18 protein-coding genes and 1 pseudogene are annotated in these 17667 nt (G+C 67.5%); 13 read left to right on the forward strand and 6 right to left on the reverse strand.

Annotated features, from left to right (window positions below; genetic code table 11):
- The first annotated feature begins 70 nt into the window (after positions 1–70).
- From sciP to AC07NI_RS16420, 8 genes are all read left to right on the forward strand, one after another.
- Positions 71–352, forward strand: coding sequence for a CtrA inhibitor SciP (gene sciP, locus AC07NI_RS16385; protein ID WP_099580735.1), 282 nt, complete (start codon positions 71–73; stop codon positions 350–352).
- A gap of 268 nt (positions 353–620) precedes the next feature.
- The gene (fliF, locus tag AC07NI_RS16390) at positions 621–2282 is read left to right on the forward strand and encodes a flagellar basal-body MS-ring/collar protein FliF (protein WP_494620998.1); all 1662 of its coding nucleotides are present in this window, start codon (positions 621–623) and stop codon (positions 2280–2282) included.
- Positions 2282–3304 (forward strand): flagellar motor switch protein FliG, encoded by a 1023-nt coding sequence (gene fliG / locus AC07NI_RS16395; RefSeq protein WP_494621000.1) that lies wholly within the window; start codon positions 2282–2284, stop codon positions 3302–3304. The genes fliF and fliG overlap by 1 nt, the downstream gene beginning before the upstream one ends.
- A 10-nt stretch (positions 3305–3314) precedes the next feature.
- Positions 3315–3953, forward strand: a complete 639-nt coding sequence (locus tag AC07NI_RS16400) for a FliH/SctL family protein (RefSeq protein ID WP_494621002.1) — start codon at positions 3315–3317, stop codon at positions 3951–3953.
- 15 nt (positions 3954–3968) lie between these two features.
- Entirely contained in the window at positions 3969–4301 is a 333-nt protein-coding gene (gene fliN, locus AC07NI_RS16405) for a flagellar motor switch protein FliN (RefSeq protein ID WP_223393359.1), read from the forward strand.
- Between the two features lie 25 nt (positions 4302–4326).
- Positions 4327–5694, forward strand: a complete 1368-nt coding sequence (gene flbD / locus AC07NI_RS16410; protein WP_494621004.1) for a sigma-54-dependent transcriptional regulator FlbD — start codon at positions 4327–4329, stop codon at positions 5692–5694.
- A 136-nt stretch (positions 5695–5830) separates the two neighbouring features.
- Positions 5831–7939, forward strand: a complete 2109-nt coding sequence (gene flhA, locus AC07NI_RS16415) for a flagellar biosynthesis protein FlhA (RefSeq protein WP_494621006.1) — start codon at positions 5831–5833, stop codon at positions 7937–7939.
- Positions 7940–7979: 40 nt separating this feature from the next.
- Complete coding sequence (locus AC07NI_RS16420; protein ID WP_494621008.1) at positions 7980–9395, forward strand: OprO/OprP family phosphate-selective porin; 1416 nt, start codon at positions 7980–7982, stop codon at positions 9393–9395.
- Positions 9396–9419: 24 nt separating this feature from the next.
- On the opposite strand, the pseudogene AC07NI_RS16425 reads toward AC07NI_RS16420, so the two are convergent.
- Together AC07NI_RS16425 and AC07NI_RS16430 are read right to left on the reverse strand one after the other, a co-directional pair.
- Positions 9420–9522: pseudogene (locus AC07NI_RS16425) on the reverse strand (hypothetical protein); the annotation flags it as partial.
- A 12-nt stretch (positions 9523–9534) separates the two neighbouring features.
- Positions 9535–10848, reverse strand: coding sequence for an oxygenase MpaB family protein (locus tag AC07NI_RS16430; RefSeq protein ID WP_494621010.1), 1314 nt, complete (start codon positions 10846–10848; stop codon positions 9535–9537).
- 113 nt (positions 10849–10961) lie between these two features.
- Here AC07NI_RS16430 and AC07NI_RS16435 point away from each other — a divergent pair, with 113 nt between their 5' ends.
- The 3 genes from AC07NI_RS16435 to AC07NI_RS16445 all read left to right on the forward strand — a co-directional run bounded on the left by AC07NI_RS16435 (position 10962) and on the right by AC07NI_RS16445 (position 12680).
- Entirely contained in the window at positions 10962–11570 is a 609-nt protein-coding gene (locus AC07NI_RS16435) for a TetR/AcrR family transcriptional regulator (protein ID WP_494621012.1), read from the forward strand.
- 86 nt (positions 11571–11656) lie between these two features.
- A complete protein-coding gene (locus tag AC07NI_RS16440; RefSeq protein WP_494621014.1) occupies positions 11657–12172 on the forward strand; it encodes a hypothetical protein in 516 nt (171 codons plus the stop codon).
- Positions 12173–12275: 103 nt separating this feature from the next.
- Entirely contained in the window at positions 12276–12680 is a 405-nt protein-coding gene (locus tag AC07NI_RS16445; RefSeq protein ID WP_494621016.1) for a DUF4282 domain-containing protein, read from the forward strand.
- Positions 12681–12686: 6 nt separating this feature from the next.
- On the opposite strand, the gene AC07NI_RS16450 is transcribed toward AC07NI_RS16445, so the two are convergent.
- The 3 genes from AC07NI_RS16450 to AC07NI_RS16460 form a co-directional block, all read right to left on the reverse strand.
- A complete protein-coding gene (locus AC07NI_RS16450) occupies positions 12687–13136 on the reverse strand; it encodes a MarR family winged helix-turn-helix transcriptional regulator (RefSeq protein ID WP_494621018.1) in 450 nt (149 codons plus the stop codon).
- Between the two features lie 12 nt (positions 13137–13148).
- A complete protein-coding gene (locus tag AC07NI_RS16455) occupies positions 13149–13565 on the reverse strand; it encodes an organic hydroperoxide resistance protein (protein ID WP_354069796.1) in 417 nt (138 codons plus the stop codon).
- 218 nt (positions 13566–13783) lie between these two features.
- Positions 13784–14485, reverse strand: a complete 702-nt coding sequence (locus AC07NI_RS16460; protein ID WP_494621020.1) for a DnaJ domain-containing protein — start codon at positions 14483–14485, stop codon at positions 13784–13786.
- A gap of 102 nt (positions 14486–14587) precedes the next feature.
- Between AC07NI_RS16460 and pdxH the strand changes: the two genes are divergently transcribed.
- Both pdxH and AC07NI_RS16470 read left to right on the forward strand, forming a co-directional pair.
- Positions 14588–15256 (forward strand): pyridoxamine 5'-phosphate oxidase, encoded by a 669-nt coding sequence (gene pdxH, locus AC07NI_RS16465; protein WP_494621022.1) that lies wholly within the window; start codon positions 14588–14590, stop codon positions 15254–15256.
- 98 nt (positions 15257–15354) lie between these two features.
- On the forward strand, positions 15355–16392 hold the full coding sequence (locus tag AC07NI_RS16470; protein ID WP_494621024.1) for a hypothetical protein: 1038 nt from the start codon (positions 15355–15357) through the stop codon (positions 16390–16392).
- 18 nt (positions 16393–16410) lie between these two features.
- Here AC07NI_RS16470 and AC07NI_RS16475 read toward each other — a convergent pair whose 3' ends face one another.
- The gene (locus AC07NI_RS16475; RefSeq protein WP_494621026.1) at positions 16411–17649 is read right to left on the reverse strand and encodes a hypothetical protein; all 1239 of its coding nucleotides are present in this window, start codon (positions 17647–17649) and stop codon (positions 16411–16413) included.
- Positions 17650–17667 lie beyond the last annotated feature (18 nt).

Here is a 17667-nt window from a genome sequence, read left to right on the forward strand (position 1 = left end):
AAGCCGCTGTTATTAGGCGGCGCCTATAGTGAGGCCTCAACAGTGATGGTTGTGGGAAAGGCGTAAAGCCATGTTGCAACAGCAGCGCACGAACAGCCGGGGTGAAAAGTACGTTATCGGTCCGACCGGTGCGCCTCTTACCCTGTCGGATCTTCCGCCGCCGGAAACCCAACGTTGGGTGATCCGTCGTAAAGCCGAAGTCGTGGCCGCCGTCCGCGGGGGCCTGCTCTCGCTCGACGAGGCTTGCGATCGCTACAAGCTGACGAACGATGAGTTCCTCAGCTGGCAGCAATCGATCGACCGGCACGGTCTGGCGGGTCTGCGGACCACGCGGATCCAGCAGTACCGTTAAGAGTGGCGAGGGGTGCGTTAATGTGACCACCCCCTACCGCTCCTGAAAACCCCGCGGGCCTTGCGCCACAAGGGTTCGAAGACGTTCAGCGGCCGCTCCCGAAAGGGGGCGGCCGCGACGTTTTGGCGCCACGGGAAGGGCCTCCACGGGCCAAATATAAACGCCTCGTTTACCTTGTACCGGGTAAATCTTGCCTACCGACGGGCGGTTCTCGTTCGCTTGTCGGTCCCTCCTTCGCGGAGGGCTGTGGGATCAAGGGTGAGGCTTCGTGGAAAGCTTTCTGGGTTCAATCAAGCAGTTTGGCGTCGGCCGTCTGGCCGCGATGCTGGGCGTTGGCGCCGGCGTCGTCGCGGTCCTGGTGGCCCTCGTCATGTTCATGGGCAAGGAGCCCAATGAGCTGCTGTATTCCAACCTGGACCTGAAGGAAGCCTCCAGCGTCACCCAGGCGCTGGACCAGGCCGGCATCAAGTACGAGACCAAGGGCGACGGCTCGACGATCATGGTGGCGCGCGACAAGGTCGCCAGCGCCCGTCTGATGGTCGCCGGCAAGGGCCTCGTGAGCTCGGGCTCGATCGGCTACGAAATCTTCGACGGCAACAACGCGCTGGGTCAGACCGACTTCGTCCAGCAACTGAACCGTCAACGCGCCCTGCAGGGCGAGCTGGAACGCACCATCAAGGCCATGCAGGGCGTCAACAGCGTCCGCGTCCACCTGGTGCTGCCCAAGCGCCAGCTGTTCGAGGAAGACGCCGAGCAACCGTCGGCCGCCGTGACCATCGGCGTCGGCGCCCGCGAGCCCGCGTCGGAAATGGTCCGCGCCATCCAGAACCTGGTCTCGTCGTCGGTCCCGAACATGAAGGCCGAGAAGGTCGCGGTCATCGACCAGCACGGCAAGACCCTGTCGGCCCCGTCGGACGACAGCCTGGCCGGCAAGGAAGCCGAGGATCGCCGCACCGAGGCCGAGGCCCGCATCGCCAAGACCGTCAAGGACATGATCGAAGGCGTGCTCGGCCCGGGCAAGGCCCGCGTCAACGTCACCGCCGACCTCGACCTGAACCGCGTCACGACTCAAGAAGAGAAGTTCGACCCGGACGGCCAGGTCGTCCGCTCGGAAAGCACCAACGAAGCCGGCAGCCAGGAAAACAAGAACGACGACACCTCGGGCGTCACCGCCACCTCGAACGTTCCCGGCCAGGGCGGCGCCAATGGCTTCCAGCCGGTGGGCTCGCGCTCGAACCAGAACGAGAGCGTCACCAACTACGAGATCTCCAAGTCGGTCACCACGACCGTCCGCGAGCCGGGCACGATCCGCAAGGTCGCCGTGGCCGTGGCCATCGACGGCATCACCGCCCCTCCGGGCAAGGACGGCAAGCCGGGCGCCTATACCCCGCGCACCGCCCAGGAGATCGCCCAGATCGAGGAACTGGTGAAGACCGCCGTGGGCTTCGACGCCCAGCGCGGCGACCAGGTCAAGGTGACCAACATCAAGTTCCCGCAGCCCGAGGACCAGGGCCTGGAGAAGCAAGGCCTGCTGGCCGGCTTCGACAAGAACGACATCATGCGCTTCGCGGAACTGGGCATCCTGGGCGTCGTGGCCCTGCTGGTCCTGCTGTTCGCGGTCCGCCCGTTCATCAAGAACCTGTCGACCCCCGCGCCGGGCCAGATGGTCCTGGCCGGTCCGGGCGGCGGTCAGCCGGTCACCCGCCTGGTCACCCTGTCGGACGGCACCCAGCAGCAGGTCGTCATCGACCAGTCGGGTGAGCCGATCGCCATCGCCGGCCCGGCCTCGGACATCGACTCGCGTATCGACATCGCCAAGATCGAGGGCCAGGTTAAGGCCTCGTCGATCAAGCGGGTGTCCGAGTTCGTCGAAAAGCATCCGGAAGAATCGGTCGCGATCCTCCGTAACTGGCTGCACGAGTCGACCTGATGGCCATGAAAGTCGCCGTCACCGATATCAAGAACCTCTCGGGGCCGGAAAAGGCCGCGATCGTTCTGCTCGCGCTCGGTGAAGACCACACGAAAATCTGGGAAGCCCTGGACGACGAGGAGATCAAAGAGGTCTCCCAGGCCATGGCCGGCCTCGGCACGGTCTCGGCCAGCGTCGTCGAAGAACTGCTGGTCGAGTTCGTCTCGGGCATGAGCTCGACCGGCGCGATCATGGGTTCGTACGAACAGACCCAGCGCCTGCTGGCCTCGTTCATGCCCCAGGAGAAGGTCGACGCCCTGATGGAAGAGATCCGCGGTCCGGCGGGTCGAACCATGTGGGACAAGCTGGGCAACGTGAACGAAGCCGTTCTCGCCAACTACCTGAAGAACGAATACCCGCAGACCGTCGCGGTGGTGCTGTCCAAGGTTAAGTCCGACCACGCCGCCCGCGTGCTGGCCTGCCTGCCGGAAGACTTCGCCCTGGAATGCGTCACCCGCATGCTGCGGATGGAGCCGGTGCAGCGCGAGATCCTCGACAAGATCGAGATGACCCTGCGCACCGAATTCATGTCGAACCTGGCGCGCACGTCCAAGCGCGACAGCCACGAGATGATGGCCGAAATCTTCAACAACTTCGACCGCCAGACCGAAGCCCGCTTCATCGCGGCCCTGGAAGAGCGCAACCGCGAGGCCGCCGAGCGGATCCGCGCGCTGATGTTCGTCTTCGAGGACCTTTCGAAGCTGGACCCGGGCGGCATCCAGACCCTGCTGCGCGGCACGCCGAAGGAACAGCTGGCCCTGGCCCTGAAGGGCGCCTCGGACAAGCTGCGCGACATGTTCTTCTCGAACATGTCGGAGCGCGCCGCCAAGATCATGCGCGAGGACATGGAGAGCATGGGCCCCGTGCGCCTGAAGGACGTCGACGCCGCCCAGGTGGGCATGGTGCAGGTCGCCAAGGACCTGGCCGCCAAGGGCGAGATCATGCTGGCCGGCAGCGGCGGCGACGACGAGCTGATCTACTGAGGTGGATGGCATGAACGACACCCCTCACCGCAGATTTGGCTTCGACACGGTCTTCGACGACCGTGGCGGCGTCGCCTACACCCCGCCGAAGGTGAAGAAGAGCTTCACCATCGAGGAGGTCGAGGCGGCCAAGGCCCAGGCCTACCAGGACGGCGAGCGCTCGGCCGTGGCCCGCGCCGAGCAGGAAGCCGCCCACGCCCTGAACGACGTGGCCCACGCCATCCGCGAGGCCTTCGGTTCGCTGAACGAGGTGGCCCATGCGCACCGCGAAGGCTCGGCCATGCTGGCCCTGGCCTGCGCCCGCAAGATCGCCGACGCGGCCCTGACCCACTTCCCTGAGGCCCCGATCGCGGCGGCCCTCGAGGGCCTGGCCCGCGAGGTCGAGGCCCAGCCGCGCATCTTCGTCCGGGTCTCGCCGGAGCTTGAAGAGCGCACCCAGCAGGCGCTGGAGAACGTCGCGACCCAGATCGGCTACCAGGGCCAGATCGTCGCGCGCGCCGACGGCGCCATGGCCCCCGCGGCCTTTACTTTCGACTGGGGCGACGGCCGCGCGGCCTTCGATCCAGACGGCGCCGCACAACGCGTCGCCGAAGCGCTGGAGGCGGCCATCGCCGCCGAAGGCCTCCACGCTGAACCCATGTTCTCCTGAAAAGGCTGACCTAAGATGGCCGAAGATAATCTCCCGCTCGACGAATTCGGAGGCAGCATGCTGGCCTCCGAAATGCCGGTCGAGCTCAGCGACAAGACGGCGTCGGATCTCGCGCCCGTCTTCGACGTGCCGGTCAACATCTCGGCCGTGCTGGGCCGCGCCCACATGTCCGTGGCGCAGCTGCTGCAACTGAACCAAGGCTCGATCCTGGAGCTGGACCGCAAGGTCGGCGAGGCGATCGACATCTATGTCAACAACCGCCTGGTCGCCCGGGGCGAGGTCGTCGTCGTCGACGAACGCCTGGGCGTGACCATGACGGAAATCATCAAGGACGGCGACCAGGGCTAAGGCCCTGGTCGAAGGAGTGTAGAAAATGCGTCTTCTGGTCGTCGGAAAACTGAACGGGCAGCTCTCGGTCGCCGTGAAAATGGCGATGAACGCGGGCGCGAAGGTCTCGCACGTCGAAACGACGGAGCAGGCGACCAACGCGCTGCGGGCAGGGCAGGGCGCCGACCTCCTGATGGTCGACTACTCGCTCGACATCGCCAGCTTCATCGCGGCCAACGAGGCCGAGCGGATGCGGGTGCCGGTGGTGGCGTGCGGCGTCGACGCCGACCCGATCCGCGCGGCCGCCGCCATCAAGGCCGGCGCCAAGGAATTTATCCCGCTGCCGCCGGACGCCGAGCTGATCGCCGCCGTCCTGGCCGCCGTCACCGACGACGAAAAGCCGATGGTCGTCCGCGACCCGGCCATGGAGTCGGTGCTGAAGCTGGCCGACCAGGTCGCCCCGTCCGAAGCCTCGATCCTGATCACCGGCGAAAGCGGTTCGGGTAAGGAGGTCATGGCCCGCTACGTCCACGGCAAGTCGCGCCGGGCCAAGGCGCCGTTCATCTCGGTCAACTGCGCGGCCATCCCCGAGAACCTGCTGGAAAGCGAGCTGTTCGGCCACGAGAAGGGCGCCTTCACCGGCGCCATGGCCCGCCGCATCGGCAAGTTCGAGGAAGCCGACGGCGGCACCCTGCTGCTGGACGAAATCAGCGAAATGGACGTGCGCCTGCAGGCCAAGCTGCTGCGCGCCATCCAGGAGCGCGAGATCGACCGCGTCGGCGGCTCCAAGCCGGTGAAGGTCAATATCCGCATCCTGGCCACGTCGAACCGCGACCTGGCCCAGTCGGTAAAGGACGGCGTCTTCCGCGAAGACCTGCTCTACCGCCTGAACGTCGTGAACCTGCGCCTGCCGCCGCTGCGCGAGCGCCCGGGCGACGTGCTCAGCCTGTGCGAGTTCTTCGTGAAGAAGTACTCGGCCGCCAACGCCGTGCCGGAAAAGCCGATCTCGGCCGAGGCCAAGCGCCGCCTGATCGCCCACCGCTGGCCGGGCAACGTCCGCGAGCTGGAGAACGCCATGCACCGCGCGGTGCTGCTGTCGACCGGTCCGGAGATCGAGGAGTTCGCCATCCGCCTGCCGGACGGCCAGCAACTGGCGCCCGCCCCGGACGTCGCGGTCGCCCGCGGCGCCTCGATGGCCGCCGACGCCGTCTCGCGCACCTTCGTCGGCTCGACCGTCGCCGAGGTCGAACAGAAGCTGATCATCGACACGCTGGAGCATTGCTTGGGCAACCGTACGCACGCCGCCAACATCCTCGGCATCTCGATCCGCACGCTGCGCAACAAGCTGAAGGAATATGGCGACGCCGGCGTCCCCGTTCCGCCGCCGCAAGGTGGCGTGGGCGCCGCCGCCTAGGTGCGACTCCATGGCTCGGCGCCGCGACCATCCGTCCGGCGCCGAACATGGCTAATTTTGGTTAAGGAGATGGCGGCGGACCGCAAATCGCTCCAAGCGCTGGTCTAGCTTATCCATCAACGGTTCAAGGTTCAGCATGGCCGACGCCGCCGCCCCGACCGCCGCTCGATCCGTCCCCAGCGCCCGTTCGCTGCTGGATGGTTTCCTGCGCGGCGAAATGGGCCTGGCCCTGGGCGTCGTGGGCATCATCGTCCTGCTGATCCTGCCGGTTCCGCCGGTCCTGCTGGACCTGCTGCTGGCCATTTCGCTGACCGGCTCGGTGCTGATCCTGATGACGGCGGTGCTGATCAAGCGGCCGCTGGAATTCACCTCGTTCCCGACCGTCCTGCTGGTCGCGACCCTGTATCGCCTGGGCCTGAACGTCGCCTCGACCCGCCTGATCCTCGGCCACGGCCAGGAAGGCACCGGCGGGGCCGGCGCGGTCATCGAGGCCTTCGGTCACCTGATGATGCAGGGCAACTTCGTCATCGGGGTGATCATCTTCATCATCCTGGTGGTGGTGAACTTCATGGTCGTCACCAAGGGTTCGGGCCGGATCGCCGAAGTCGCCGCCCGCTTCACCCTGGACTCCATGCCCGGCAAGCAGATGGCCATCGACGCCGACCTGTCGACCGGCCTGATCGACCAGGAGCAGGCCAAGCTGCGCCGCAAGGAGCTGGAACAGGAAAGCACGTTCTTCGGGGCCATGGACGGCGCCAGCAAGTTCGTGAAGGGCGACGCGATCGCCGGTCTGATCATCACCGGCATCAACATCGTCGGCGGCATCATCATCGGTGTCGTGCAGCACAAGATCCCGATCGGCGACGCCGCCGCGTCCTACACCATCATGACCATCGGCGACGGCCTGGTCAGCCAGATCCCGGCCCTGATCATCTCGATCGCCGCCGGTATGGTGGTGTCGAAGGCCGGCGTCGAAGGCTCGGCCGACAAGGCCCTGATGACCCAGCTGGGCATGAACCCGGCGGGCCTGGGCATGGTCTCGGCCTCGGCCGGCATCATCGCCCTGATCCCGGGCATGCCGATCATCCCGTTCGCGGCCCTGTCGCTGGGCGCCGGGGCCCTGGCCTACAAGCGCATCCAGGACGCCAAGAAGCCCAAGCCGATCGATCCATCCCTGCTCGAACAGGCCTCTGGGCCGACCGAAGCCGAGGAAGAGCCGATCAGCGCCTCGCTGGCCATCGACGACGTCAAGATCGAGCTGGGCTACGGCCTGCTGACCCTGATCAACGACCTGGACGGCCGCAAGCTGACCGACCAGATCCGCGCCCTGCGCAAGACCCTGGCCGGCGAGTTCGGCTTCGTCATGCCGCCCGTGCGGATCCTCGACAACATGCGCTTGGCCAACCAGGGCTACGCCATCCGCATCAAGGAAATGGAAGCCGGGGCCGGCGAAGTGCGCCTGGGCAACCTGATGGCCATGGACCCGCGCGGCGGCCAGGTCGAGTTGCCCGGCGAGCACGTGCGTGAGCCCGCCTTCGGCCTGCCGGCCACCTGGATCGCCGACGACCTGCGCGAGGAAGCCACCTTCCGAGGCTATACGGTCGTCGATCCGGCCACGGTGCTGACCACGCACCTGACCGAGATCCTCAAGGAGAACATGGCCGACCTGCTCTCCTACTCCGAGGTCCAGAAGCTCCTGAAGGAGCTGCCGGAAGCGCAGCAGAAACTGGTCGCCGACCTGATCCCGGGCACCGCCACGGCCACCACGGTCCAGCGCGTGCTGCAGTCGCTGCTGCGCGAGCGGGTCTCGATCCGCGACCTGCCGCAGATCCTGGAAGGCATCGGCGAGGCCGCCCCGCACACCAGCTCGGTCACCCAGCTGGTCGAACAGGTCCGCGCCCGCCTGGCCCGTCAGCTGTGCTGGGCCAACCGCGGCGACGACGGCGCCCTGCCGATCATCACCCTGTCGGCCGACTGGGAGCAGGCCTTCGCCGAAGCCCTGATCGGCCCCGGCGACGACAAGCAGCTGGCCCTGCCGCCCTCGCGCCTGCAGGACTTCATCCGCGGCGTCCGCGACGCCTTCGAACGCGCCGCCCTGGCCGGCGAGGCCGCCGTGCTGCTGACCAGCCCGGGCGTGCGCCCCTATGTCCGCTCGATCATCGAGCGCTTCCGCGGTCAGACCGTGGTGATGAGCCAGAACGAGATCCACCCCCGCGCCCGTCTGAAGACGGTGGGGATGGTCTAAAGGTCGCACCGGCTGCGGCAGTCTTAAAATCGTAATCGATTTGTCGCATGGAGAGGGCGCAGGTGCTCTTTCCCATGGTGCTGTTTTGCATCCCAAGATCACGACCCTCGTCGCGCTCGGCGCGGCGGGCGCCTGCCTGCTTGCTTCCCCCGTCTTCGCCCAAGAGACATTAAGCCCCGACGATGTCGCCGCCCTGCGCGCCGAGATCGCGACCCTGCGCGCGCAGCTGCAGCGGATGGAGGGGCGGCTGAACACCGTCTCCGCGCCGCCGCCGCCGACCGCTCCGGCGTCCGCCAAGCCCGCGACCAGCGAGATCACCTGGAAGGGCTCGCCGGTGATCTCGGCCAGCGGCGGGCGCAGCTTCAAGGCCAAGGGCCGCATCCAGACCGACATCGGTCAGATCGACGCGCCGCGCGCTCTGGGCGACCGGGGCCTGGGCTACGCCGCCGAGGTGCGCCGCATCCGCCTGGGCGGTGAGGGGAGCCTGGGCGCGGGCATCGGCTACAAGCTGGAGCTGGAGCTCTCCGACAACGTCGTCGATCTGGTCGACACCTTCGTCACCTACAAGACCGGACCGTGGCTGCTGGCCCTGGGCAACCAGAACCAGTTCCAGTCGCTGGACGAGCTGACCGGCGACACCTCCGGCTCGTTCATGGAGCGGGCCGCCTTCACCGACGCCTTCGCCTTCGAGCGGCGTCTGGGCGTCTCGGCCCAGTACGAGAAGGGCGCGTGGGTGCTGCAGGCGGGCCTGTTCGCCGACGACGTCACCGCCCTGTCCAACGCCAGCGACGGCCCTGCCGGCGGCGACGAGAACAACAGCTACGGTCTCGACGGCCGGGTGGTCTATGCGCCGAAGGTCGGCAAGACCCAGCTGCACTTCGGCGGCTCGGCCCACTGGCGGAACTTGAAGCGCGTGGGCGACACCGCGACGCGCTATCGCCAGCGGCCCTATCTGCACACGACCAACAGCCGCCTGATCGGCACGGCCGCCTTGCCCGTGCGGGAAGAGACCCACTACGGCGTCGAAGCCGCCTTCGTGCGCGGCCGCTGGCACGGCGTGGCCGAGACCCACTGGCTGGAGAGCACGCTGAAGACGGGACCAGGCGCGCGGTTCTTCGGCGGCTATGCGGAGGTCGGCTATTTCCTCACCGACGACACGCGCGGCTACAAGAGCGGCATCTTCGACCGCGCCAAGCCCAAGACGCCCTTGGGCGCGGGCGGCGTCGGGGCGCTGCAGCTGAACATCCGCTACGACTATCTCGACCTCAACGACCGAGGTGTGGTCGGCGGCCAGCAGGACGCCTGGCTGGCGGCGCTGATCTGGCAGCCGGTCGAGTACCTGCGGTTCAACGTCAACGGCGGGGTGTTGGCGTATCGGGACGCCACGCCGCTGCCGAATGGAGATCGGGACTATACGGCGCGGGTCGCCGGGGCGCGGATGGAGCTGGACTTCTAGAGAAACCCGCTCCTCCCAATTCTTGTCATCCCGGAAGCCTCGCAGAGGCTGTCCGGGACCCAGGGGCCAAGCGCAGTGCGGTCCCCCCTGGGTCCCGGCTCTCCGCTTCGCTGCGGCCGGGATGACAAGTTTTGTTGGGTTAGGCCGTCACGGGCCTACCCGCCGGCCGGTACTCCTCTGCATCCGACGTGAACTCCGCATGGCCATATCGCGCGAGCTGCTTCTTCAGCTTTCCCACCAGCCTCCGATCAGCCAGGTCGCTCACCCCCGGCACGTTCCGCGCCAGGCGGTAGGCCATCAGTTGGCTGGTCACCAGCAGGGCCACCAGGCCGAACATCATGAAGTCCCTCGGGCCGATCTCGACGCCCATCTTCCTGGCCGCCGCCACGTCGCCGTTCAGGAAGTTGCGCAGGAAGAACACCTTGGAGAACCGGCGCTCGACCTTGTCGAACAGCTTGTTCTCCGGGCTCTCGTCGGGCGGCAGGTAGGCGTCCAGCGTGGCCCGGACCAGCTCGCCGCAAGTGGCGTCGTCGAAGCCGGCGCGTAGCGTGCCCGAGCGGGCGTTCATGGTGTCCACGACCCCCTGCGGGGTGTCGGCCAGCAGGTCCTCGGGCAGGCCCAGCAGGAAGCAGCGGTAGCGGGCCAGCTCGACCCGGGCGCGCTCGTCGGCGGTGAAGGTCTTCCGGCCCTGGGCGACGATCTTGTAGCTCATCAGGAAGATCGGGATCAGGCCGGCGGGCATCTGGTCGACCTGCGGGATCGGGATCCCATAGACGCCGACGTCCCAGTTGTCCGAGCGCTTGAGAGCGTTGAACCGCACCATCGAGTGCATCAGCCGCACCATGGCCGCGGCCTTGAACCCGGCCCCATGCCGCTCCAGCGAGCCGGGCAGCAGGGTGGTGGTGAAGAAGGTCGCCGTCTCGTTGACCCGTCGGGCGGCGGTGTCGTTCGACAGGGTCCCGGTCAGGGCCATCGGCAGGGCGGCGTACTTGTTCATGAAGGTGGCGATGAACGCGCCCCGGATGGCGAATGGGCCCAGATTGGCGGCGGCGTTGCGATCCAGCCGTTGGCCCTCGCGCACCAGGTCCATGTCGACCCAGGCGGGCGTGGCCTCCATGTCGGCGATGAAGGCGGCCAGCTCCGGCGGCGCGTCGGCCACGGCGGTGATCCCGTCGTCGCAGGCCTTGGTCAGCATCTGGATCAGCGGCCGGAAGCCGTATTTCGGCATCAACGCCGCATAGGCGTCGGCCACCACGTCGCCCAGCATGGTGTAGGCCTTGATCAGCGCGACCTTGTCCCGATCGAGATTGCGCAGGCGCGGGGCGACGCTGACCTTCGGGTCGTCGGTGAAGCGCTCGGGCGTGCTGTCGAAATCGACGTCGCCATAGAGCGCGGGCAGGGCGGTCTTCTGCGACGCGACCTTGGCCCGGACCTTTTCGGGGGCGGCGTTCATGGGAACTCCTGGCGTAGCGGAACCGAGACGGATCCTACTGTTGGGTTCTAGGTTAGGCCCTCACGATCCCGGCGCTACTCGCCTTGCCCGCATCTTGAGAGGCTCAGCCGCAAGTGACTGAAAAGACGAGGCGAACGCCGCGCCAGCCGCGCTCCGAAGCGACCGTGGACGCGATTCTGGAGGCGGCCTTTCAACTTCTCGAGGCCGATGGCGTCGAGGCCCTGACCACCAACCACATCGCCGAGCGAGCCGGGGTCAGCGTCGGCACGCTCTATCAGTACTTCGCCGGCAAGCAGGCGATCCTGGCCGCTCTGGCCCAGCGCCGGGCCGCCGCCGCCCGCGACCGCATCGCCGAAATCGTCATGGCCGGGCCGGAGATCGGCGCGGTGCGCCTGATCGTCCGCACCCTGGCGACGGCCTTCGAAGGCGCGCCCGCCACCCGCCGCGCCCTGCTGGACGCCCTGACCCAGCAAGGCGAGGACGACGTGGTGATGCGCCATCACCTGATCTTCTTCGACACCATCGCCGGCAAGACGGCTTTCGGCTTTCCCCTGTCGCCCGAGGCCGGCTTCGTCCTCACCCACGCGGTCATCGGCCTGCTGCGCGCAGCGACCATCGAGACCGATCTGGCGCTCGACCCGGAGCGGCTGGAGGACGAGCTGGTGCGGCTGATGGAGGCCTATATCGGCGCCCTCCTGATGGCGCACGACGCGCGCCGGTAGAGCGCCACGTCGACTCTCCGACGGAACCGTGTCCGCAAGGTCACGTTGTTTTCGGCAAGGGAGGGGCCCTTCGACGGAGAGTGAACATGACCAACAAGATCGCCCTGCTCGCCGCCGCCGCGACCCTGACGTTCGCCGGCGCCGCTTTTGCCCAGAGCACCACGACCACCACTACCCCGGCCGCGCCGACCACCGGCGCCATGCCGCCGGCCGCTTCGACCGCCGCGCCGACTCAGTCGACGACGACGACCACGCCGACCCAAAGCACGACGACGACCATGACGCCGTCGGCTTCGACCACGACCCAGACCACCACCCCGCCTTCGGCCAATCCGGCTGACGCGGCGGGCACGCCGACCTCGGCCAGCGTGGCCAGCTTCAAGGTCGGTTCGGCCGTGAAGGACGCCGCCGGCGTCTCGGTCGGCCAGATCACCGGCACCAGCACCGGCGCGGACGGTTCGACCAACGTCATCGTCACCAATGGCGGCGTGAAGTTCGCCCTGCCGGGCAACAGCCTGAGCGCGGGCGCGGACGGCAGCGTCTCGACCACGGCCACCAAGGCTCAGATCGACGCCACGGTCGCCGGCGCCAAGCCGCAGTAACCGCTCGGCTTCCAAGGCTGATGACACTGCGAGCCCGCCCGGCATTGCCGAGCGGGCTCGTCACTGATAGCGATGCCTTCACAAAGGGGCGTTTTCCGCCGATTTGGGGTTCCGTATGCCTCCGGCCAAAAAGACCAAGTCCAACTCGCTGCTGTGGGATTTGCTGACGTTCGACCGCCTGGTCACCGGGCCGGTGATTCACTTCATCTACTGGGCTGGCCTGGGCGTCGTGGCCCTGTTCGGCTTTTCGGTCGCCGGCGCCGCCGTCGGCCTGGCCCTGAAGGAGCCGGGCATCAGCTCGCTGCTGCTGGCCTTCCCGGTGCTGATCGCGGGCCTGCTGGTCGCCGGCGCCCTGGTGCTGCTGTGGCGCGCCTTCTGCGAGTTCTACGTCGCCATCTTCCGGATCAGCGAGGACCTGCGGGCCCTGCGCCAGACCAGCGACGCCGACCACGCCGCCATCCGCGCTCGCCAGCAGGCCGCGCAGCCGCCGCGTCCGCCGCAGGCCTAAGCGCTTCTAGCTCGCCACCGTCTTCAGACGATCGCGCAGCGCGCCCATCGTCTCCAGCGGCATGTCCAGCGCGCAGAACAGTTTCTCAGGGATAAGGGCGGCCTGCTCGCGCAGCGCCCGGCCCTTGTCCGTCAGCCCCACGATGACCCGCCGCTCGTCTTCCGGATCGCGGTGACGGGCCACGAGGCCGCCGGCCTCCAGCCGCTTGAGCAGCGGGGTCAGGGTGCTGGAATCGAGATCCAGGGCGTCGCCCAGAGCCCCGACCGTCCGGGGACTGGCCTCCCACAGCACCAGCATGGCCAGATACTGCGGATAGGTCAGCCCCAGGGCGTCCAGCATGGGCCGGTAGAGCCGCGTCATCCGGTTGGCCGCGCCGTAGAGGGCGAAGCACAGCTGGTTGTCGAGACGCAGGGCCTCGATCGGTGAGTCGGGTGACGCGGGCTTCTTCTGGCTCATGATGGTTCGGGTTTAGGCCGCCTTCACGGTGATGGCCACGTCGACATTGCCGCGCGTGGCGTTCGAATAGGGGCAGACTTGGTGGGCGGTCGCAACCAGCGCCTCGGCGTCGGCTTGGCTGAGGCCCTGGGTTTCGACTTCCAGCGCGACTTCCAGGCGGAAGCCGACTTCCTGCGTGGCGAGGCCGACCTGGCCGGTCACGGTCGAGCCGGTGAGGGCGATCTTCTGCGTGCGGGCGACGTGGGCCATGGCGCTTTGGAAGCACGCGGCGTAGCCGGCGGCGAACAGCTGCTCGGGGTTCGTGCCGGTCTCCTTGCCGCCCAGGGCCTTGGGCATCGACAGCTGGACGTCCAGCAGGCCGTCTTCGCTACGAGCGTGGCCGTCACGGCCGCCAACGACGGTGGCGCGGGTGGTGTAGAGCGTGGTCATGGGTGCCTCCTTGGCTTGGAATGATGTGAGCGATTTAATCGTGCACAATTTAATTGCAAGAGGTTTGTGCGAAAAAAGATCGCGCGCGACTTAATGCGATCCTCCCCCGCGATGCGGGGGAGGTGGCCCGGAGGGCCGGAGGGGGCTAGCTGGATCGAGGCCGCGTTGGCCCCCTCAGTCGCTCCGCGACAGCTCCCCCGTGTCACGGGGGAGCATCTTTAAGCCGCCCAGGCTGCGGCGAACCGCTTCAGCAGCGACCGCGCCGGGCTCTCGCCACTCGCTTCAGCCGCCTCCAGGCGCAGGAACAGATCCCCCGCCTTGTGGTTCGCCCGGGCCGGCAGACCCTGACCCGGCAACCGCACCAGCCCGCGCGCGGCCGCCTTGGTCGAGATCCAAGCGGGCCGAGGCCCCAGCGGGGTGTCGGCGTCGACGCGCCCACCTTCGGACAGCACGCGCGGATCGACCTTGCCGGTCAGCCAGATGTCGTCGCCGCGCACCAGGGCGCCGTCCTGGGCCCGCAGGCGGACCTCGAAGGTCACGCCCTCGACCCGGACCTTGTCGCCGTCGCGCAGGCCGGCGGGCAGCTTCAGCCGCAGGCGGCGGCCGTCGATGGCTAGTTCCTCGGCGCCGCCGTTCACGGCCGTGGCGATGTCGATCTCAAGGAACACGCGGTCGGCGATCGGCACGGCCTGCGCCACCGCCGGCGGGAAATTGTGCTGCACGACCGGCGTGTCCTGCAGCAGGCGATAGGCGGCCAGCACGTCACGGAACAGGGCCGCGTCGCCGGTCGGACGGTCGGGGTGGGCCCGCTTGGCCGCCTCGCGATAGGCGGTGCGCAGCTCGCGCTCGTCCGCGTTCGGACCGACGCCGAGCAGGGCGCGGGCAGCCGAAAGCGTCAGGGCGAGCGTACGGGTCGTCATGGTCCGACCCTGGCGCCGGATGGTCAACGACGGGTTAAGTTAAGACTTTAGGGGATCGCCCCGAGTGGCCCCGCGCCCCTGACCAGCCTATATCCCATACCTATGAGCGCCGACCCGACCCTGATCCCCGCCTCGCCCAGCGAGGACGACTATGTCCGCCAGGTGACCGAGGCGGTCCCGCCGACCCTGCTGTCGGAAGAGGACCCGTTCGCCCTGTTCGCCGAGTGGCTGGAAGAGGCAGGCAAGAAGGAGCCCAACGACCCCAACGCCATGACCGTCTCGACCGTCGACGCCGACGGCATGCCGGACTCGCGGATGGTGCTGCTGAAGGACTTCGACGCGCGCGGCTTCGTCTTCTACACCAACACCCACAGCGCCAAGGGCGTGGAGCTGAACGGCCACCCCAAGGCGGCCCTGCTGTTCCACTGGAAGTCCCTGCGCCGCCAGGTGCGGATCCGGGGCACGGTAGAGCCGACCACCGAGGCCGAGGCCGACGCCTATTTCGCCAGCCGCGCCCGCGCCAGCCAGATCGGCGCCTGGGCCAGCGACCAGTCGCGGCCGCTGCCCGACCGCCTGGCCCTGGAGAAGCGGGTCGCCGAGATGGGCCTGAAGTTCGGTCTGGGCAAGGTGCCGCGCCCGCCGCACTGGTCCGGCTACCGCATCGTCCCGGTCACCCTCGAATTCTGGCGCGACCGCCCGTTCCGCCTGCACGAGCGGCTGGTGTTCGACCGCGTCGAAGCCGGCTGGACCACGAAAAGGCTGTTTCCCTAGACTAAAGTCTATGGGTTGAGCGCTCGCGGGACGAACATCCTTGAAGTGCGATTAACCGCCGCGACCTAGGATTTCCGGCGAAATCCGAAGGTTCCTCGATGCGGCTGGGCCCGATCTTCACATTCCTGGCGGCGGCGTTCGTGCTGCTGTTCGCCGCGACCGGCGCGTCGGCGGCCTCGTGCGGCGCGTCGGCGACATCCTCGGGGACGCTCCCCGACCAGTCGCCCAACGCCGTGTTCGGCGACGTGGTCCCCTATGCCAGCATTCCCGGCGGCTTCGGCTGCCCGACGGGCAGCCCGGTCCTGACCGTGTTGGGCTCCAACTTCATCAGGGCGACGATCAGCAATACGACCTACAAGCTGACCCACACCAACTTGACCAACACCGTCGACTTCAAGCTGGCCGCGACCTCGTCCGGCGCGCCGCAGCTGTCGGGAACGACGGCCTACTACGTCAACGGGGCGACGGATGTGCTGGGCCTGGCGGGCACCGCGCCGACCAGTCTTCCGATCTACGTCAAGCCCCGCCTGATCACGCCCACGGTCGCGCCCCTGCCCGGTGTCTACACCGGGACGTTCAGGGTGAAGTGGGAGTGGAGCATCTGCACGGGCATCAGCATTGGCGTCTGCATCATCGGCAAGACCGAGACGGGGAACGTCAACACCGACGTCACCGTCACCCTGACGATCGGCGGCGTGGCGCCGACCATCTCGACCGTCGCCACCACCACCTGGGACGACCAGAACGGGACCTCGAACCCCAAGTCCATCCCCGGCGCCAAGCGCCGCATGACCGTGACGGTCGGCAATCCCGACATCGCCGCTCAGGACAGCAACGCCGTGGCCGTCGTGGTCGCCACCCCGCCCAACACCACGGTCGCCCTGGATGGTGACGGCACGACAAGCGCCTTCGCCGCCTTCACCGAAGGCAGCCCCGCTTCGGGCCTGGCGTTCAGCTACGTCTCGGGGACCAGCACGTCCGACGACGTCGAGTTCTCGTCCGACAACGGCACGACCTGGACCTTCGCCCCGACGGCGGCGACCCAGACCTCGGTCACCCACGTCCGCCTCAAGACCCGCGGGGCCATGGCCACGAAATCGAACTTCACCGTCAAGCTGGCCTACAAGGTGAAGTGAGGGGGCTCCGGTCTGACTTCAGGTCTCCGTCTTCTCGGATTCGGCGCGCATCGCCTCGTCCGCCTGTTTCAGGGCTCGGGCCAAGGGCGCGCCGAGCAGCGCTGTGACGAAGCCGAGGGCGAGCTGAAGCGGCGCATCATACCGGCCCACCGACGGAAGGAGGCGGGCGAGACCGTCGGCCAGCCCGTAGCTGATCAGCAGTAGGGCCAGAAGGATCAGCGGCGCATCAGCGTGCATCAGCATGTGGATCTTGGGCCAGCGCAGGGTCAGTTGGCGAGAGGTGCTGAACGCAATCATCAGAATGCCGATGCCGCCCGCGACCCCGGCCAATCGCATACCGGCGAAGGCGTTGGTTCGCGGCGATCCGGTCCAGGTCGAGACGGCTGTCGCCGCTCCACTTTTGACTCCATTGATCACCGAAGCGAATGAGTGCGGTGCGTCACCGGACCAGACTTGCAGATATATGTCCTGAGGAATTGTGCTCGATCCCGAGCCGCCGAGCTTGTTCAAGAGAACTTCGAAAAAGATCTCATAAAGCCGCTCCTTCTCGAGTGGTCCGGTTCCTGTTCCGATGGATGGGAGGATGACGGCGTCGTACGGTTTTCCCGATGGATCGACGACTGAGAGCGCTTCGCCAATGCCCTTTCGAACGGCGTCCTCGACACATCGGTGATAGCTTTCCTCGTTCGAGCCGAGATAGGTCCCAAAGCAGGACGGGGCGCCCAGGTCGCCTGGCTTCCAACTCACGATCGCGACATTCGCGACCCGCGTGACGCCCGAAGCCGTGGCATACGGGCCGGTGCAGGGGTGATCCGCGACGTCTCCGTCGCTCAGGGGTTGGCCCGAAAAGCGCCCCAAGCCGCAGCCGACTCCGATGGGGCCGCTGATCCCGCCGGAAATACTCTGGGTCTCATCCACCGAGTTGACCAGCAAGATGGAGCGCCCCGCCTGGGCCTGGAAATTAGTGATGCGGTCTGGATCGAAGGCCGCTTCCTTGATCCAGATCCGGACCTTCTTGCCCGAGATGGCCGCCAGCCAGCCCTGATGGGCGGGCTTGAACCAGGCGACCTGCGCTTCGAAGCCCGGCTTGACCCTCCAATCTGGCGTCGTCAATCCGTGGCGAAGCAGCACATTCGCGGAATGCGGCGCGTTTCGTTGTTGGGAAGGTCCAGCGCGATCGTAGGTATCGTTGACGGCGACAACGATCCCGACCGTGAAAATCCAGCCCAAGATCAGCGCGACGAGCACGTCGAGCATACGACCTTTAAGGATCGC

It is taken from the genome of Caulobacter sp. GW821-FHT10E02, assembly GCF_059415225.1.

What these genes read in the sequence shown, in the direction of transcription:
- sciP (WP_099580735.1), top strand. Translation starts at nt 71, where the DNA reads ATGTTGCAACAGCAGCGCACGAACAGCCGGGGTGAAAAGTACGTTATC.
- fliG (WP_494621000.1), top strand. Translation starts at nt 2,282, where the DNA reads ATGGCCATGAAAGTCGCCGTCACCGATATCAAGAACCTCTCGGGGCCG.
- AC07NI_RS16400 (WP_494621002.1), top strand. Translation starts at nt 3,315, where the DNA reads ATGAACGACACCCCTCACCGCAGATTTGGCTTCGACACGGTCTTCGAC.
- fliN (WP_223393359.1), top strand. Translation starts at nt 3,969, where the DNA reads ATGGCCGAAGATAATCTCCCGCTCGACGAATTCGGAGGCAGCATGCTG.
- flbD (WP_494621004.1), top strand. Translation starts at nt 4,327, where the DNA reads ATGCGTCTTCTGGTCGTCGGAAAACTGAACGGGCAGCTCTCGGTCGCC.
- flhA (WP_494621006.1), top strand. Translation starts at nt 5,831, where the DNA reads ATGGCCGACGCCGCCGCCCCGACCGCCGCTCGATCCGTCCCCAGCGCC.
- AC07NI_RS16430 (WP_494621010.1), bottom strand. Translation starts at nt 10,848, where the DNA reads ATGAACGCCGCCCCCGAAAAGGTCCGGGCCAAGGTCGCGTCGCAGAAG.
- AC07NI_RS16440 (WP_494621014.1), top strand. Translation starts at nt 11,657, where the DNA reads ATGACCAACAAGATCGCCCTGCTCGCCGCCGCCGCGACCCTGACGTTC.
- AC07NI_RS16450 (WP_494621018.1), bottom strand. Translation starts at nt 13,136, where the DNA reads ATGAGCCAGAAGAAGCCCGCGTCACCCGACTCACCGATCGAGGCCCTG.
- AC07NI_RS16455 (WP_354069796.1), bottom strand. Translation starts at nt 13,565, where the DNA reads ATGACCACGCTCTACACCACCCGCGCCACCGTCGTTGGCGGCCGTGAC.
- AC07NI_RS16460 (WP_494621020.1), bottom strand. Translation starts at nt 14,485, where the DNA reads ATGACGACCCGTACGCTCGCCCTGACGCTTTCGGCTGCCCGCGCCCTG.
- pdxH (WP_494621022.1), top strand. Translation starts at nt 14,588, where the DNA reads ATGAGCGCCGACCCGACCCTGATCCCCGCCTCGCCCAGCGAGGACGAC.
- AC07NI_RS16470 (WP_494621024.1), top strand. Translation starts at nt 15,355, where the DNA reads ATGCGGCTGGGCCCGATCTTCACATTCCTGGCGGCGGCGTTCGTGCTG.
- AC07NI_RS16475 (WP_494621026.1), bottom strand. Translation starts at nt 17,649, where the DNA reads ATGCTCGACGTGCTCGTCGCGCTGATCTTGGGCTGGATTTTCACGGTC.